Source organism: Comamonas sp., assembly GCF_036643215.1.
GTDB lineage: Bacteria > Pseudomonadota > Gammaproteobacteria > Burkholderiales > Burkholderiaceae_C > Comamonas.
The window spans coordinates 25,007-40,144 of record NZ_JAVXSJ010000020.1; the positions used below are offsets into that span (position 1 = coordinate 25,007).

The following is a 15,138-nucleotide window of genomic DNA, read 5'->3' on the forward strand; positions in this document are numbered from 1 at the left end:
TCAGGAGACCCCCATGAGCAGCATCGACTACAGCCAGAAAATTCCCAACAATGTGGACCTCAGCGGTGACCGCACCTTGCAGCGCGCACTGGAGAGCTGGCAGCCCAATTTCATCAAATGGTGGGACGATGTAGGCCCCGAAGGATCAACCAATCACGATGTGTATTTGCGTACTGCCGTCAGCGTTGATCCACAAGGCTGGGCGCAGTTTGGTCACGTGAAAATGCGCGACTATCGCTGGGGCATTTTTCTCAATCCCGCCGATGAAAATCGCAACGTACATTTCGGTGACCACAAGGGTGAAAAAGTCTGGCAAGACGTGCCCGGCGAGCACCGTGCCAACCTGCGCCGCATCATCGTCACTCAGGGCGATACCGAGCCTGCGTCGGTGGAGCAGCAACGCCATCTGGGCCTGACAGCGCCATCGCTGTATGACCTGCGAAACCTGTTCCAGGTCAACGTGGAAGAAGGCCGCCATCTGTGGGCCATGGTCTACCTGCTGCACAAGCATTTTGGCCGTGATGGACGCGAGGAAGCCGAGGCACTTCTGGAGCGCCAAAGCGGTGACGAAAACAATCCGCGCATTCTCGGTGCCTTCAATGAAAAAACACCGGACTGGCTAGCGTTTTTCATGTTCACCTACTTCACCGATAGAGACGGCAAATTCCAGCTTGCAGCGCTGGCCGAAAGCGCATTCGATCCACTGGCACGCACCACCAAGTTCATGCTGACGGAAGAGGCTCACCACATGTTTGTGGGCGAGTCTGGCGTGTCGCGCGTGCTGGCTCGCACCTGCCAGGTGATGAATGAACTCAAGACCGATGATGTGAACAAGCTGCGCAACGCAGGCGTCATTGATCTGCCCACGATTCAGCGCTATTTGAACTTCCACTACAGCGTGACGATTGACCTGTTTGGCGCGGACCAGTCAAGCAATGCGGCAACCTTCTACAGCTCGGGACTCAAGGGCCGCTATGAAGAAGGAAAACGCGAAGACGACCACAAACTGCACGACCAGAATTACAAGGTTCTGGAAGTCGTCGATGGCAAGTTGCAGGAGAAAGAAGTCCCCATGCTCAACGCCTTGAACGAGGTGCTGCGCGACGACTACATCAAGGACAGCAATGCCGGCGTGGGCCGCTGGAACAAGGTGATGGAAAAGGCCGGAATCGACTTCCGCCTGACGGTTCCTCACAAAGCCTTTAACCGCCAGATTGGCGCTCTGGCTGGCGTGCGCGTCAGCCCTGATGGCCGCCCCGTGAACGAGCAGGAATGGCAGGTCAAAAAAGACGAATGGCTGGCCACCAATGACGACCGAAACTATGTGTCATCGCTGATGAAGCAATGCGTGGAACCCGGCAAGTTTGCGGGCTGGATTGCACCGCCCGTCATGGGCATCAATCGCCAGCCTGTGGACTTTGATTACGTCAGGTTTAACTAAGCTCTCGTTCGCGCCAGTTTTACGCCATGTCAGGAGAAGAAGATGAGCACCACACTGGTTGAAAACGGCATCCTGAAACAGCACCTGATTGACCCGGAAATCTGCATTCGCTGCAACACCTGCGAGGCAACCTGCCCGGTAGGTGCCATCACGCATGACGACACCAACTACGTCGTCATGGCAGACAAATGCAATGGCTGCATGGACTGCATTTCGCCCTGCCCCACGGGCTCCATCGACAACTGGCGCTTGGTGCCCGTCAGCAAGCCCTATAGCGTGCAAGAGCAACTGGGCTGGGAGAGCCTTCCGGCCGAGCTTTCAGGCGATGCACTGGCCGCAGCGCAAGGTGGTGAAAATTCGGCCGAGGTGCATGATTTAAGCCAGGCACAGGTCGTGATTGCAGCAGCGGCAGGCCTTGCTGCCAGCGGTGCAAGCAGTGCCGACAGCGATGCATTTCGCGCAGCCAGTTATGGGGCCACCACACCGCCCTGGTCCGCTGCCCATGCCTACACCAATCTGCACGGGCCCAAGGCACCGGTGACGGCCACCGTGGTCGGCAATCTCAACTGCACAGAAGCGGGTTTTGACAACGAGACACACCACATCGTGCTGGACTTTGGTGCCATGCCTTTCCCCGTGCTGGAAGGCCAGTCTCTGGGCATCATTCCGCCCGGTGTAGATGCCGGCGGCAAGCCGCATGTGGCACGCCAGTATTCGATTGCCAGCGCCCGCAATGGCGAAAGACCGGGCTACAACAACCTGGCACTGACGGTCAAACGCGTGGTCGAAGACCATCAGGGCCAGGCCGTGCGCGGCGTGGCCAGCAACTATCTGTGTGATTTGCAGGTGGGTGACAAGGTGCAGGTCATAGGCCCGTTTGGCAGCAGCTTTTTGATGCCCAACCATCCGCGCTCACACATCGTGATGATCTGCACCGGCACCGGCAGTGCGCCCATGCGCGCCATGACAGAGTGGCGTCGCCGACTGCGTAAAAGCGGAAAATTTGAAGGCGGAAAATTGTTGCTGTTTTTCGGTGCACGCACGCCGCAAGAACTGCCGTATTTCGGCCCGCTGCAAAGCCTGCCCAAGGACTTTATCGACAGCAATTTCGCCTTCTCGCGCATCGCCGGCCAACCCAAGCGCTATGTGCAGGACGCCATGCGCGAGCGTACCGCCGACCTGATCGAGCTGCTGCGCGATGACAACACGCACATCTATGTTTGCGGCCTCAAAAGCATGGAAGAAGGCGTGGTGCTGGCCCTGCGTGATGTGGCGCAGCAGGCAGGTCTGGGCTGGGATGAATTGGGTACAAAACTCAAGCGAGAAGGACGCCTTCACCTCGAAACTTACTGAGTGATTCGCTCTTAAAACAGAAGCTGCCTACGCTCTTCATTCAATGATTTCAGGCAATTAAAGCCTTGAAACCAATGAGCAACGAGCGCAAGCAGCTTCGAATTAAATAGCAGTCAATTATTCAGATTCGGCCTGGCTCTTGGCCAGGCGCTCGCTCTTCCAGTACACATCATCGCCACCGTCCACACGGTTCAGCACACGGGCCAGCACAAACAGCAAGTCAGACAAGCGATTCAGGTACTGGCGCGGTGCGGGGCGCATGGCTTCTGCCTGCTCCAGCGCCACCACATGGCGCTCGGCGCGGCGGGCTACCGTGCGGCAGATATGGGCTTGCGATGCGGCGCGCGTGCCAGCGGGCAAGATGAATTCAAGCAGGCGCGGCAGGTTGGCGTTGTAGTGGGCCAGCGCGTTATCAAGCTGCAAAAGCGCATCGTCCTTGAGCAGCTCGTAACCGGGCATGGACAGCTCGCCGCCCAGATTGAACAGCTGGTGCTGCACCTCAACCAGCAGGTCGCGCACATCCTGCGGCAGGCTCTCGCACAGCAGCAGACCGATGTGGGAGTTCAGCTCGTCCACATCGCCCATGGCGTGCGGGCGGCCGCTGTTCTTCGATACGCGGGTGTTGTCACCCAGGCCGGTGGTTCCATCGTCGCCGGTGCGAGTGGCGATTTGCGAGAGGCGGTTGCCCATAAGTCGTCCTTTTGAATCAATGCGTTTCAGGCCTTGATTGTGCTTGACCGATGGAACACCCTCGCCTCAAGCATGCCAATCAGCTCACCAATTCTGCTTTCGGCAAGGAAAACTCGGCACCGCTATAACTCAGCTCAATGAGGTGCTGCCCACTCACCAACTTATGCGCCCATTCCTCAACGATGGCCCGGTGTTTGGCGGTTACACGCGCTCCCATTTCCAGCCTTACCAGCTCCGGCTCTTCCAGCCCAGACGCCCGGTAGCCGCCCAGTGGCAGCGCCCCGCGCTCATGATCCTGAATCGCACGGAACAAGGCCTCGCCCGAGTCGCAAATGGCCGAGGCGACAAAGACCTCAGGATCACGCTCCACCCAGTTAAGCACGTTGCCAATCTGCGCTGCCCCATGCTCGCGGCAGGCCTGGGTGACACCGGGGCGACCGCCGTCGATCATGGCAAACACAATATCCAGACCCGTCTGCTCGATCATCTGCGAAACGCAGGTTTTCGCCCAACCGGGCCGATGCTGATGACCACAGAACAGCGTGGCCAGATCGCCATGAAAGCCTGCACTTCTAAGGCCATCCGCGTAAGCCGCACGGCCACGCAAGCCGGGTGGCACTTTCTCACCGGAAAAGTGCCCCACGCTGCCCGTCTGGCTCCACTGGCTGGCGAGCACTCCGGCCAGAAAAGCAGACTGTTCCTGCAAGACCTCATAGCGCGCCACATTGGGGGCACTCCAGCTGCCCTGGGTGACCACAAAAGCTTGTGCGGGCCAACGCTCAGCCAGTATCTGCACGGGGCCATCGCCCTGACCGCCGTGGGCCAGAATCAGGTCAAAGCTGGCACCGCCCAGCACGCTCATTTCCTCGGCACGTTGCTGTGCGGATTGGCCAGCCACCCACAGCACATCGACTTCATACCCTGCAAGCCTGGACTTGCGCACTCCTTGCAGGCCGGATTCATTGAAACTACCTTGTCCTTCAGGCCCGAAAAGCACCACGGCGTAGCGCGGCTTTCGAGGGGAAATCAGCTTGTTATTTGTCATTGTTTTTTCTCATTTTTAAAGTCGAGCACCGGTTTTTTTGGCAATCCCTGCCCATGCCTGATGCTGTTCAGCAATCAATTTGCTGAAGGCGGATGCTTCCATGTCGCGCATCACAAAACCCTGTGTTTCAAGCGACTGCGCAAAGTCGGCGCGGGCGCTGATCTGCCGCACGGCAGTAGCGATTTTTTCGCCCAATTCCTTGGGCAATCCAGCAGGGGCCGATATGCCGACAAAGTTTTCGGACACCAGTTGCGCCAGCCCCAGCTCGGCCACGCTGGGCACTGCGGGAGCTTGCGCAACACGGCGTGGTGAGGTCAAGGCCAGCAGCTTGACCCGCCCTTGTTTTTGCAGCGAGATGTTCTGCGGTAACGCATCAATGGCGATCTTGATATGGCCGCTGAGCAGGTCTGCGCGCATGGGCCCTGCGCCGCGATAGGGCACATGCTCCATGGGCAGCTTCAGCGTCTGTGCAAACTGCTCACCCACCAGATGCCCAACCGAGGCCGCGCCGCCACTGCCAAAGGCCACGGGAGCGGGCTGCTCCTTGATCCAGCTCACCAGCTCGCTCAAGGTGTTGGCAGGCACCGATGGATGGACGGCAAATACCGTGGGAACGGCGCCGATATAAGCCAGGTGCTCAAAGCTACGCACGGGGTCGTAACCGGGACTTTGCAGCAGCGAGGGAGCAATCGACATTGCAGCCGAGTTGGAGACCAGCAGCGTGTAGCCGTCGTTGGCACTGTGCGCCACGATCTGCGCCCCGATGGAGGAGCCAGCGCCGGGCTTGTTTTCAATGACGATGCTCTGCCCCAGCTTCTCTGAAAGCAGAGGCGCCAGAACGCGCGCCACGATATCACTGGAACCACCGGGCGGAAAGGTCACGACCAGCTTGATAGGCCGTGTCGGCCAGGGCTGCGTCTGCACCGCTCGTGCAGACATGGTGCCGCCAAGAACGCATGCCGCCGACACACCGGCAAGCCCCTGTATGAAAGATCTGCGACCTGTATCGCGCATAGCTCCGCCCTCCGAACTGCTTGTGGTTTGAAGCGAGCTCTGCAGCGCACGCCATAAGGCTTCCCAATATAGGCATGCATCCCTCAAACGCTAAACAGTCATTTCTCATTAGCTAGGGCAAAACTTATCTATGAGCGAACAGCAACCCGCTTTGGCCATCGCGTATACGCGATGCCAGCCAGCCCCAACAGGCATACAGATCGACACTTGCGCGGACTTGAGCATGCCCTTCTAGTACGCAATACGTACAACGCCCGCGCAACTGCGGTGGTATTCTTTTTCTCATCTGGAGACCCTGATGAACGCACCCGTTGCCCCTACCTTGCTGCAGCCTGAATTTGTGCAGCGCCCGATTCCCGAAGAATTTTTGCAAGCCCTGCAAGCTCGCTTTGGCGGCCAGTGCTCTACCGCTCTGGCGGTACGCGAGCAGCATGGCCGCGATGAAGGCTCGATTGCCGCGCCACCACCGGCTGCCGTGGTGTTTGCCGAGTCCACCAAGGACGTGCAAGACGCCGTCAAGCTCTGCGACCAGTACGGCGTTCCCGTGATTGCCTATGGCGCTGGCTCGTCGCTGGAAGGCCATTTGCTGGCCGTGCAAGGCGGCATCACCATCGATGTGAGTCGCATGAAGCAGGTGCTTTCGGTCAACACCGAAGACCTGACGATTACCGTGCAGCCCGGCATCACGCGCAAGGCGCTCAACGATGCGATCAAGGACACGGGCTTCTTCTTCCCCATCGATCCCGGTGCTGATGCATCGATTGGCGGAATGACATCTACCCGCGCCAGCGGCACCAATGCCGTGCGCTACGGAACCATGCGCGAGAACGTGCTGGCTCTCGAGGTGGTAACGGCCCATGGCGACGTGATCCGCACCGGCAACCGCGCCAAGAAAAGCGCCGCAGGCTACGACCTGACGCGCCTGATGGTGGGCAGCGAAGGCACGCTGGGCATCTTCACCGAGATCACGCTGCGCATCTATCCGCTGCCTGAAGCGGTGAGCGCGGCCATCTGCTCTTTTGCCAGCATCGAGAACGCGGTGCACACCGTGATTCAGACCATTCAGATGGGCATTCCCATCGCTCGCGTGGAACTGGTCGATGTGAATTCCGTGCGCATGGTCAACGCCTACAGCAAGCTGGATCTGCGTGAAGAACCCATGCTGCTGATGGAGTTCCACGGCTCGCCCACGGGCGTGAAAGAGCAAGCGGAAATGGTGCAGGACATTGCCAATGAATTTGGTGGCAATGCCTTTGAATGGGCTGAGCGCCCCGAAGACCGAACACGCCTGTTTACGGCACGTCACAACGCCTACTTTGCCGCCGTGTCCAGCGTGCCCGGCTGCCGCTGCATCACCACCGATGCCTGTGTGCCCATCAGTCGCCTGGCAGATGCATTGCTGGAGTGCGTGACGGAAGCTGATGCCAGCGGCATCCCCTACTTCCTGGTGGGCCACGTGGGCGATGGCAACTTCCACTTCGGCTATTTGATCGACCCCGATAACGAGGCCCAGCGCCAGCAAGGCGAGCAGCTCAATCACCAGCTGGTAGCGCGTGCCATTGCACTGGGCGGCACCTGCACGGGCGAGCACGGCATTGGCATCCACAAGCAGGACTTTCTGCTCGAAGAAGCCGGTGCGGGCGCGGTGCAGATGATGCGGGCCATCAAGCAGGCACTTGACCCCAAGAACATCCTTAACCCCGGCAAGATTTTTCAGCTTCAATAATCAGAGCTGCCCGCGCTTTCTGGAAAAGCGCAAACCATGAAAAAAGGCCTGCAAAATGCAGGCCCTTTTTTATCGCCAAAGCGAGCTTACTTACCGACCTTCAGCTGGCCGCCACGGCCCAGGCCGCCCTTGACTTCCTGCGCCTTGTAGTTGCGCAGAGAGATCACCATGTTGTTGTAAGCATCCATGAAAGCGGCCACGGTCGCCTTGCCTTCAGGCGAGCGAGAGAAGCCGCCCAGGCCGGCCATGGCACCACCGCCAAACGCACCCATGGCTGCACCAAAGTTGGTGGCCGTGGCATTGCCTTCAGAAATCGAAATCTGCACACCGGAGCGGATATCGAACATGCTCAGTGTTACCACCGAAGCCTTGCTCTGCATGGCACCGCCCACCAGCGAACCCACGCTGCCGAACAAACCGCCGACACCGGCCATCAGCTGACCTGTGGCGTCGTTGTCGATGATGATGGAAGGCTCCATGTAGTAGTCAGCCGCCACGCGCTGGCCCTTTTGCTGCCTGGAGCCGGCGCGGAATTCACCGGAGTTGCGCTGCTTGTCGGTAATGGCGGACATCTTGCTTTCCGTGCGGTTGTTGCCGACGGAAGTGATCACAAAGCAGTTGGACTGCTGCACGGCCAGACGGATCAGCGGCTCAATGGTCGTGATCTTGGTAGCAGCGCCAAAGCTGGCATACCACTCCTTGCCGCGACCATCATCCACAGCCAGCGTGCCCAGAGGCGCATCGCAGCGCTCAAGCGTGGGGTTGGCATTCACGCTGGTTGCGCCGCCCGCTGCGCCGGTTGCCGCTGTGGGCGCTGTACCGGTCGAGATGGTGCCGCCACCGGGAGTCACACAGCCCCCCAGTGCCAGTGCGGATGCGATGGCTGCAAGACGCAGCGTTGTCTTCTTGGACATATTGATGCTTTCTAACAAAAATGAAAAACCAACCCGCTGATCTGCGATCAGCGCCAGTACCAACCCGATGAACCCCAGGTCATGTAATAAGGTCCGCTCACATACCAGGTGTTCCAGGACTTGCGCTCGTCTTCAATGGCCTGATAGCGTGCATGCGCATTCTGTTTTGCTGCCTGTGCCTGAGGCAGCAGGCGCTTGGCTTCCTTGAAGCCCTTGGCCGCTGCGCGCGACAGCCAGGCCTCGGCTTCTGCGGGGTCTGGCCCCATCTCCTCAAACCCCAGCAGGTACAGACGTCCCAGCGCAAACTGCGCATTGCCATTGCCTGCATCACCGGCCTTGCGCATCCATTCAATGGCCTGATAGCTGTTGCGCTCCACTCCATCGCCGCGCAGATAGCGCAGACCCAGGTCATAGGCTGCACGAGGATCTGACTCAGCCTTCTGCTCCAGCGCCAGACGGCGGCGCTCGGCTTCAGGGTTGACGGGCTCGCCACGGAAGGTCGCCACATTGCGCGGCAGATCTGAGCAGTTATTGCCTTCACACAGACGCACGGTAGGCGACGTCGGTGCAAGCTGGTCTTGCGGCGACTGCGCAGCGCAACCTGCCAGTGCAAGAGCGGCCAAAGAAAGGCTTGGTAGAACCAGGCGCATGTATATCTCTCCCTTTATTTTCAGCCGGTGAAACCGAAAAAGTATACCGAAGCAGTTTGCGCAACTTTTTACGCATTCTTGACAACACTTGCTAAACCGATCAAACCTCAATCGTACTAAGTACAAAATCAATAGCTAATGACGATGAGTTTTATTTTTCAATAGTTTATTTACCACTTATGTCGGATGGCGTCCATGCTTTGGGCTGGTAAATATCAGGTCTATGTCTAAACATCTGCCATCGCTGATCTGGCCTTTGCCCGCCTTGCTGACCTGGCTGCTCTCCTGGGTAGTTTTCTTTGGATTCAGCCATCTCGTTCCCTGGTGGCTGGCCCTGCTGCTTGCGGGCGTCATCAGCTCACTCGCCAGCCTCTGGGGCCATAGCTGGTGGCGCCGGCTGATGATTGCGGCGGGGTTTCCTCTGTCCTTTGTGGTGCTCAGCGCCAGCCAGCTGCCTGCGTGGGGCTGGTTGCTGCCACTGGCTTTGCTGCTGCTGATCTACCCCATTAACGCCTGGCGTGATGCGCCCGTCTTCCCTACGCCAGCGCAGGCGCTGCAGGGGCTGGCAAAAGTGGTGAAGCTGCCTGAGCAAGCCATGGTGCTGGATGCAGGCTGCGGTCTGGGCGACGGCCTGCGCGCACTGCGCAGCGAGCTGCCAGATGCGCGTTTGCAAGGTCTTGAATGGAGTTGGCCGTTAACGCTGGCCTGCGCTCTGCGCTGCCCCTGGGCGCGGGTGCGGCACGGCGATATCTGGTTGGCAGACTGGAGCGGCTACCAGCTGGTCTATCTTTTCCAGCGGCCCGAGAGCATGGGACGCGCAGCCGTAAAGGCGGCGACCGAGATGCAGCCCGGCAGCTGGTTGGTCAGCCTGGACTTCAAGCTGCCGGGGGTGGAGGCAACGGCCTGCCTCGAAGGCAACAGCCGCCACAAGGTGTGGATCTACGCCATGCCGCTGGATGGCGCAGAACGCGGCTGATACGGTCTTACTTCGCGCCGCCGCTGGCCTTGCTCACGTACAGCGCCACTGCGGCAATGTCGGCTTCGCTCATTGTGGCCTTGAAAGAAGGCATGGCACCAATGCCATCCTTCAGCGCGCGGGCCACACGGGCGGCATCGGGCTGCAGCTCGTCCAGCACGGGGCCAATAGCGCCTTCGGTACCAGCGTCCTTCAGGGTGTGGCACACGGCGCAGGCAGGGACGGAAGCCGTGATAAACAGCTCTTTGCCGCGCGCCATCTGGGCCGCTTGATCGGCATGTGCCGCTGTGCCCACAAAGGCGGTCAACATCAGGGCGGCGAGGGTGTAGGTAGTCTTCATCATTGTTTTTGGGAAATGCAATTCATCGGGGGCTGAATGCATGCCCAGCACCACAGGTAGCGGCACCGGGCATGAGGGGTACAGACGCGGCGATCAGGCCACGGTGACGGTCACGGCGTGATCGGCCCAGCTGGTATTGTTGTAGCCGCTCTGGTTTTCACCACGCGTTTCGGGCTGCACATTGCCCTTGACGTCAGTCGCGCGGCTGGCCAGCTGGTAAGTGCCCTTGGGCAGCTGTGCCTGCAGCACAAACTGGCGCCATGCGAACTTGCCCATATCGGGGCCCACCAGACGGGCCTGCTTCCAGGTCCTGCCACCGTCGATGGAGACTTCAACACCCTTGACCGCGTTCATGCCCCCGAAGGCCACGCCCTGAATCTGCACCGTGCCAGCCGCCTGGTTGCCGTCTTCAGGAATAGGGCAGTTGATCCACGACTTGACGCTCATCTCCTGCACCGAAGGCTGGCTAGGGTCACCCTTGCTGCCGGGGGGCGAGATGCGGTAGCCGTGCGACATGATGTGCGCTTCGCTTTCCTTGGCCGTGAAAGCCAGCTGCTTGATGTACTTGATGTTGTTCACGCCGGTGTAGCCGGGCACGATCAGGCGCAGCGGGCCACCGTGGGCCAGCGACACGGGCTCGCCATTCATCTCCCAGGCCAGCAGCGCATCTTCCAGCGCTGCCAGGGGCACGGAGCGCTCTACGATCACGCTCTTGGGGTCCAGACCTGCGGGCAGCACTTCGCCGCCTGTGCCAGTCATGTAGACCATGCCGTCGGCCACGCCGCCCAGGGCCTTGACCACGTCACGCACAGGCACGCCGCTCCAGACCACGCAGCCAGCAGCGCCCACCGTCCACTGCGTACCGCTGGGCTTGGTGGGGAAGAAGGCGCGCCCATTGCCCGAGCATTGCAGCACCATGGTCACAGTCTCCAGACCCATGGTCTTGAGCTCGCGCACTGTCAGTTGCTTGGGCTTCTTGACGCCATCAATCTGCACAGCCCATGCATCACGGTCAGCCACGATGGATTCGGGTGGTGTGGGCAGGTTGTTGCGCACATACAGCTGGTTCGTGGGCGTGACCACGCTGGAGCCAAACGCGCTGCGCTTGGTCTCGATGGTGGTGGAGCTGTGCACGATCACAGCATCTGCATTTTTGAAGCTGGCATAGCCGGGCAAAGGCTTGGCGGCAGGCGCAGCGGCCTGTGCCAGAGCCTGGCTCTGGAAGCTGGCCAGGCCAGCTGCGGCCAAAGCGCTGGCGCTACCAGCGAGCAGGCGGCGACGGGGCAGAGATGAGGGTTGTTGCATGGGGTCTCCTCGGTACTTATGGTTAAGGGTGGGGCGAATGAATACGGTTCAGCTATCAGCCTGGCCCAGCGCGCGCGATGCGACGGCCAGAGCCTGTTTTTTCTGTGCAATCAGCACCAGCGGGCGGCCCTCGCGCGAGCGCACTACCTGCCAGTAGGTGTTGGCCCACCAGCCCTGCCCGTCGGCAAGCTGCTGGGGTTGGTCAAAGGCCAGTACGGTGACGATGCCGCCTTTTTCAAAAAAGGTCGTCAGGTGATACGCGCGGCTGCCATCGATATCGCAGGGGCGCATCAGCTGGGTGTAGCCGGGCAGCTTCTGGTCTGCAGGCCAGTCCATGTGTCTGGCGATCTCGGCCTCTGGGATGAACTGACCGCGCAGCGTGCGCTCGTAATACTCATGCTCAATGGCCGAGCGCACCATCTCTGGCGGGCGCATGGCAAACACGCCGCCGGTGACGGTGCCCCCCACCAGCAACGCCGCAAACATGCGCTTCACGCCGCTGTGCGAGTACCAAGGGGTGTGACGCAGCAGGTGCGCAGGGGCTTCACCGGGCTCGAAGGCCAGTGCCAGCTCGGCTCGGGCGCGCAGGTCAAATGCGGTGTCGTCGGGGCGATCTTGGTGTTTCATGGTGTGCGCTTTCTCAGCGGGATCACGCTGGCCGCAGCGGGGGCGGAAGAAGAGTCGTCATGGCGGGGAGCGGCTGCGCGCGCAGGCTCTTGCAGCGCGGTCTTGAGAGCGTCACGCGCCCGCGCCAGACGCGAGAGCACGGTGCCAGGAGCAATATCCAGCGCCTCGGCCATCTGGGCCGTGGGCATGTCGTCAAAGTAGTAAAGCACCAGCACTTCACGGTGAATGGGCGCGATGCGTCCCAGCGCCTTGACCACGTCCAGCTGCGCATCCAGCGCATCGTGGTGGTTGACGCTCTCTTCGTTCGATTCATCCAGCGGCTGGGCCTGCAGTTGCGCAGGATCAAAGTGGCGAAAGGCGTGGCGGCGCATGATCTGGAACAGCCAGGCGCGGGCCATGCTCTGGTCACGCAGCTGGTGCCTGAAGCGCCAGGCGCTGGTGAAGCAGTCCTGCACCACGTCTTCGGCGGTGGCGCGCGAGCCCGTCAGCGCCCAGGCGCTGCGCAGCAAAAAGCGGTAATGCTCGCGTACCCACTGGTTGTAGCGCGACTCGGCGGAGAAGATCATGGTGCTAATGAGCGCAGAGCTGCCGCTTTCATTCCATGACGCTGCGAATATTTTTGAGCTGCGGCACAAGAATTCACGTCAAAAAAGCCTCAAGCCCTTTCGTATCAAGCGCAAGCAGCTATAACTTTTGCGTATGCATGCCAAAGAACTGGGCAGGCGGCATACCCACCGTGCGGCGCACCATGGCGCTGAAGGCGCTGGGGCTGTAATCCAGCTCGGCCGCGATGCGCTGAATGGGCCAGTTGCGCGCCGCCAGACTCACGGCATGGGCCAGCACCACTTGCTGGCGCCACTGGGTAAAGCTGCACTCCAGCTGCTGACGGAACAGACGCGCCACGGTGCGTGGACTGGCCCCTGTGTCTCGCGCCCAGTCTTCCAGCGTTTCAAAGCGCGTGGGGTCTTCCAGCACGGCCTCGCACAGCAGGCGCAGGCGCTTGTCCTGCGGCAGGTTCACGCCCAGTTGCACGGCGCTGGCGCGGCGCAGTTCATCGAGCAGCAGCTCGCTCAAATGATGCTCGCGCGCCTTGTCCTGGTCAGACAGGTTCAGGCTGTCATCGGGCACCGTGGGCAGCTCGCGCACCACGGCGCGCAGTAGGTCTGAGGCATTAAGCACACGGCATTGCCGCCAGGCGATTTCTTCCTCCGGCCCCACATCAGGGCCGCAGCGGCCATGGGTCTGAAAAAAGTACAGGGTGCGCAGATCGGCGCTTTCCACCATGGTCACCGCATGCTCCATACCCGGCGGCACCCATAGCGCACGCGATGGCGGCACGATGTATGTGCCTTGCGCCACCGTGAGCCGGATGGTGCCCGTGGTAGAGATGGCCAGTTGCCCCCAGGGGTGGCGATGCGGCTTGACCTGGGTATCTGCCTCCAGCCAGCGGCATTTGGCACGCACCGGGCGCTCGGCCGTTGGCACATAGAGATGCGGCGTCAGCGTGTCTACATACGCGGTGGCTTTACCCGCACGCAGCGGCTCGGGCGCTTGAAGGCTGGTCATGATGGTTGGCTTACCCGCGATAGCAATTGGCAGACTATCGCATACAAGACGCAAGCCTTCTGCCTAAGATGCGACATATGACCCGCCCTGCCTCTACAACACCTCAAAACCAGGCGCCAGAGACGCTGCGCAGCGATGCGCGCACGATTGGCCTCATCGGCCTTGCTCACGGCTCCTCGCACTTCTTTCACCTGCTGCTGCCACCGCTGTTCCCATGGCTGATCAAGGATTTTGGCTACAGCTATTCAGAACTCAGCGTGCTGGTCTCGCTGTTCTTCATTGTCTCGGGCACTGGGCAGGCGCTGGCCGGCTTTGCGGTAGATCGTTTTGGCGCGCGCCCCATTCTGTTTGCCGCGCTGGGCAGCTTCACGGTCGCGGGTCTGATCGCCAGCACGGCACAGGGCTATGCCATGCTGCTGGCCGCGTCGTTCTTTGCGGGTCTGGGCAATGCGCCCTTCCACCCTGTGGACTTCACCATCCTGAACAAGCGCGTATCGCAGCAGCGCATCGGCCATGCCTTCTCGGTACACGGCCTGTCGGGCAATATCGGCTGGGCGCTGGCCCCCGTGTTCATGGCGGGCATTACGACGGCGACTGGCTCCTGGCGCACCGCCTGCTTCTGCGGTGCCATGTGGGCATTGGTGGTGCTGGTCATCATGGTGCTCAACCGCGATGCACTGGATGACCGCGCTGACGCAATCAAAGCCGCGGACAAGCCCGCCGTTGCCGTTGCGGCCCCGCAAGAGCACCCCATGGCCTTCATGAAGCTGCCATCGGTGTGGCTGTGCTTCTCCTTCTTCTTCTGGAGCACCTGCGCGCTCAGCGCCATCCAGACCTTTGCCAGCCCCGCCATGCAGTCCATGTACGGCCTGCCACTGTCGGTCACAGCACTGATCGTCACCGGCTACATGCTCTGCGGCGCAGCAGGCATGGTGGTTGGCGGCTTTCTGGTAGGCCGCGTGAAGCGACTGGAGTCGGTGATCTCGATCTGCATGCTGGGCTCAGGCCTGCTGCTGTTCATCGTCGGCACGGGCTGGCTGCCCGCGATGGTGGCCGTGGTGGTCGCATCGCTGGCGGGTCTGGGTACCGGGCTTGCAGGTCCATCACGAGACATGCTCATCAAGCGCGCAGCGCCCCCCGGCGCGACAGGCCGCGTCTATGGCACGGTGTATTCGGGTCTGGATCTGGGCTTCTGTCTGGCCGCTCCCGTGTTCGGCTACATGCTTGATCATCAGATGAACAACGCCGTGTTCTACGGCTCGGCCATTGCGCTGGTGCTGTCCGTGGTGTCGGCCGTCATCGTGGGTGATGGCGTCAGCAAGAAAAGCAAGGCCGCTCTGGCGCCCGCAGCCTGATTGGCTGGCCCGGCCATATGCACCTAACAAGCCCTGTACGCGAACGCTGCAGGGCTTTTTTGCACCCCTCTCGCCTAGCGTATATCCCAATACGCAACTTCTCAAAACACGCTAATCGGCTGCTAAGCTGATTCGC

Annotated in this window: 15 protein-coding genes; 5 read left to right on the forward strand and 10 right to left on the reverse strand. The window is 60.7% G+C overall.

What is annotated here, in order from left to right:
• The first annotated feature begins 13 nt into the window (after positions 1 to 13).
• Both boxB and boxA read left to right on the forward strand, forming a co-directional pair.
• A complete protein-coding gene (gene boxB, locus RSF91_RS14065; RefSeq protein ID WP_332569004.1) occupies positions 14 to 1,441 on the forward strand; it encodes a benzoyl-CoA 2,3-epoxidase subunit BoxB in 1,428 nt (475 codons plus the stop codon).
• 42 nt (positions 1,442 to 1,483) lie between these two features.
• Positions 1,484 to 2,794 (forward strand): benzoyl-CoA 2,3-epoxidase subunit BoxA, encoded by a 1,311-nt coding sequence (gene boxA / locus RSF91_RS14070; protein WP_332569005.1) that lies wholly within the window; start codon positions 1,484 to 1,486, stop codon positions 2,792 to 2,794.
• Between the two features lie 117 nt (positions 2,795 to 2,911).
• Here the strand turns inward: boxA and RSF91_RS14075 are convergent, their stop codons facing one another.
• From RSF91_RS14075 to RSF91_RS14085, 3 genes are all read right to left on the reverse strand, one after another.
• Positions 2,912 to 3,484: a cob(I)yrinic acid a,c-diamide adenosyltransferase gene (locus RSF91_RS14075; RefSeq protein ID WP_169106525.1), complete on the reverse strand. Its 573-nt coding sequence runs from the start codon at positions 3,482 to 3,484 to the stop codon at positions 2,912 to 2,914.
• Between the two features lie 79 nt (positions 3,485 to 3,563).
• Positions 3,564 to 4,529 carry a BMP family ABC transporter substrate-binding protein gene (locus RSF91_RS14080; protein WP_332569006.1) on the reverse strand — a complete coding sequence of 322 codons (966 nt, stop codon included), beginning with the start codon at positions 4,527 to 4,529 and terminating at the stop codon, positions 3,564 to 3,566.
• 15 nt (positions 4,530 to 4,544) lie between these two features.
• Complete coding sequence (locus tag RSF91_RS14085) at positions 4,545 to 5,543, reverse strand: Bug family tripartite tricarboxylate transporter substrate binding protein (protein WP_332569007.1); 999 nt, start codon at positions 5,541 to 5,543, stop codon at positions 4,545 to 4,547.
• A gap of 298 nt (positions 5,544 to 5,841) precedes the next feature.
• Between RSF91_RS14085 and RSF91_RS14090 the strand changes: the two genes are divergently transcribed.
• Positions 5,842 to 7,269, forward strand: a complete 1,428-nt coding sequence (locus RSF91_RS14090) for an FAD-binding oxidoreductase (protein ID WP_332569008.1) — start codon at positions 5,842 to 5,844, stop codon at positions 7,267 to 7,269.
• An 86-nt stretch (positions 7,270 to 7,355) separates the two neighbouring features.
• On the opposite strand, the gene RSF91_RS14095 is transcribed toward RSF91_RS14090, so the two are convergent.
• Positions 7,356 to 8,183, reverse strand: a complete 828-nt coding sequence (locus RSF91_RS14095) for a hypothetical protein (protein WP_332569009.1) — start codon at positions 8,181 to 8,183, stop codon at positions 7,356 to 7,358.
• Positions 8,184 to 8,230: 47 nt separating this feature from the next.
• The gene (locus RSF91_RS14100) at positions 8,231 to 8,833 is read right to left on the reverse strand and encodes a tetratricopeptide repeat protein (protein WP_332569010.1); all 603 of its coding nucleotides are present in this window, start codon (positions 8,831 to 8,833) and stop codon (positions 8,231 to 8,233) included.
• Between the two features lie 223 nt (positions 8,834 to 9,056).
• On the opposite strand from RSF91_RS14100, the gene RSF91_RS14105 reads away from it, so the two are divergent.
• Complete coding sequence (locus tag RSF91_RS14105) at positions 9,057 to 9,809, forward strand: class I SAM-dependent methyltransferase (RefSeq protein WP_332569011.1); 753 nt, start codon at positions 9,057 to 9,059, stop codon at positions 9,807 to 9,809.
• Between the two features lie 7 nt (positions 9,810 to 9,816).
• Here RSF91_RS14105 and sorU read toward each other — a convergent pair whose 3' ends face one another.
• The 5 genes from sorU to RSF91_RS14130 form a co-directional block, all read right to left on the reverse strand.
• Positions 9,817 to 10,152 carry a SorU family sulfite dehydrogenase c-type cytochrome subunit gene (gene sorU, locus RSF91_RS14110; RefSeq protein ID WP_442878859.1) on the reverse strand — a complete coding sequence of 112 codons (336 nt, stop codon included), beginning with the start codon at positions 10,150 to 10,152 and terminating at the stop codon, positions 9,817 to 9,819.
• A gap of 90 nt (positions 10,153 to 10,242) precedes the next feature.
• Positions 10,243 to 11,454: a SorT family sulfite dehydrogenase catalytic subunit gene (gene sorT, locus RSF91_RS14115; protein ID WP_332569012.1), complete on the reverse strand. Its 1,212-nt coding sequence runs from the start codon at positions 11,452 to 11,454 to the stop codon at positions 10,243 to 10,245.
• A gap of 48 nt (positions 11,455 to 11,502) precedes the next feature.
• A complete protein-coding gene (locus RSF91_RS14120) occupies positions 11,503 to 12,081 on the reverse strand; it encodes a hypothetical protein (RefSeq protein WP_332569013.1) in 579 nt (192 codons plus the stop codon).
• Positions 12,078 to 12,647 carry an RNA polymerase sigma factor gene (locus RSF91_RS14125; RefSeq protein ID WP_332569014.1) on the reverse strand — a complete coding sequence of 190 codons (570 nt, stop codon included), beginning with the start codon at positions 12,645 to 12,647 and terminating at the stop codon, positions 12,078 to 12,080. The genes RSF91_RS14120 and RSF91_RS14125 overlap by 4 nt, the downstream gene beginning before the upstream one ends.
• Before the next feature lie 118 nt (positions 12,648 to 12,765).
• On the reverse strand, positions 12,766 to 13,647 hold the full coding sequence (locus RSF91_RS14130) for an AraC family transcriptional regulator (RefSeq protein WP_332569015.1): 882 nt from the start codon (positions 13,645 to 13,647) through the stop codon (positions 12,766 to 12,768).
• A 77-nt stretch (positions 13,648 to 13,724) separates the two neighbouring features.
• Here RSF91_RS14130 and RSF91_RS14135 point away from each other — a divergent pair, with 77 nt between their 5' ends.
• Complete coding sequence (locus RSF91_RS14135; protein WP_332569016.1) at positions 13,725 to 15,002, forward strand: MFS transporter; 1,278 nt, start codon at positions 13,725 to 13,727, stop codon at positions 15,000 to 15,002.
• Positions 15,003 to 15,138 lie beyond the last annotated feature (136 nt).

Excerpts from the sequence above, each read along its gene's own strand:
- boxB (WP_332569004.1), top strand. The coding sequence starts at position 14 with ATGAGCAGCATCGACTACAGCCAGAAAATTCCCAACAATGTGGACCTC.
- boxA (WP_332569005.1), top strand. The coding sequence starts at position 1,484 with ATGAGCACCACACTGGTTGAAAACGGCATCCTGAAACAGCACCTGATT.
- RSF91_RS14075 (WP_169106525.1), bottom strand. The coding sequence starts at position 3,484 with ATGGGCAACCGCCTCTCGCAAATCGCCACTCGCACCGGCGACGATGGA.
- RSF91_RS14080 (WP_332569006.1), bottom strand. The coding sequence starts at position 4,529 with ATGACAAATAACAAGCTGATTTCCCCTCGAAAGCCGCGCTACGCCGTG.
- RSF91_RS14085 (WP_332569007.1), bottom strand. The coding sequence starts at position 5,543 with ATGCGCGATACAGGTCGCAGATCTTTCATACAGGGGCTTGCCGGTGTG.
- RSF91_RS14090 (WP_332569008.1), top strand. The coding sequence starts at position 5,842 with ATGAACGCACCCGTTGCCCCTACCTTGCTGCAGCCTGAATTTGTGCAG.
- RSF91_RS14095 (WP_332569009.1), bottom strand. The coding sequence starts at position 8,183 with ATGTCCAAGAAGACAACGCTGCGTCTTGCAGCCATCGCATCCGCACTG.
- RSF91_RS14100 (WP_332569010.1), bottom strand. The coding sequence starts at position 8,833 with ATGCGCCTGGTTCTACCAAGCCTTTCTTTGGCCGCTCTTGCACTGGCA.
- RSF91_RS14105 (WP_332569011.1), top strand. The coding sequence starts at position 9,057 with ATGTCTAAACATCTGCCATCGCTGATCTGGCCTTTGCCCGCCTTGCTG.
- sorU (WP_442878859.1), bottom strand. The coding sequence starts at position 10,152 with ATGATGAAGACTACCTACACCCTCGCCGCCCTGATGTTGACCGCCTTT.
- sorT (WP_332569012.1), bottom strand. The coding sequence starts at position 11,454 with ATGCAACAACCCTCATCTCTGCCCCGTCGCCGCCTGCTCGCTGGTAGC.
- RSF91_RS14120 (WP_332569013.1), bottom strand. The coding sequence starts at position 12,081 with ATGAAACACCAAGATCGCCCCGACGACACCGCATTTGACCTGCGCGCC.
- RSF91_RS14125 (WP_332569014.1), bottom strand. The coding sequence starts at position 12,647 with ATGATCTTCTCCGCCGAGTCGCGCTACAACCAGTGGGTACGCGAGCAT.
- RSF91_RS14130 (WP_332569015.1), bottom strand. The coding sequence starts at position 13,647 with ATGACCAGCCTTCAAGCGCCCGAGCCGCTGCGTGCGGGTAAAGCCACC.
- RSF91_RS14135 (WP_332569016.1), top strand. The coding sequence starts at position 13,725 with ATGACCCGCCCTGCCTCTACAACACCTCAAAACCAGGCGCCAGAGACG.